General features: G+C 65.2%; 1 protein-coding gene. It reads left to right on the forward strand.

All coding sequences use genetic code 11. The features are described 5' to 3' along the window. Positions 1-244, forward strand: a 244-nt coding sequence (locus LPA41_RS41585) for a transposase (protein WP_229077044.1), incomplete at both ends; no start/stop codon positions are given.

The raw sequence follows: 244 nt of genomic DNA on the forward strand, positions 1-244 counted from the left end.
TCTGCCGCCCCTGCCCCGCCAAAACCCGCTGCACCACCGCCAGCCGCCGCTACCTCACCATCCGCCCTCAACCCATCCAACAAGCCCTCGACAACGCCCGCACCCAACAAACCACCAAACAATGGCAAGCCACCTACGCCCACCGCGCCGGCATCGAAGCCACCATCGCCCAATCCGTCAAAACCACCGACACCCGCCACGCCCGCTACCACGGCATACGCAAAACCACCCTCGAACACGCCTT

Origin of the sequence: Actinoplanes sp. DH11, assembly GCF_020873875.1 — a bacterium.
GTDB lineage: Bacteria > Actinomycetota > Actinomycetes > Mycobacteriales > Micromonosporaceae > Actinoplanes.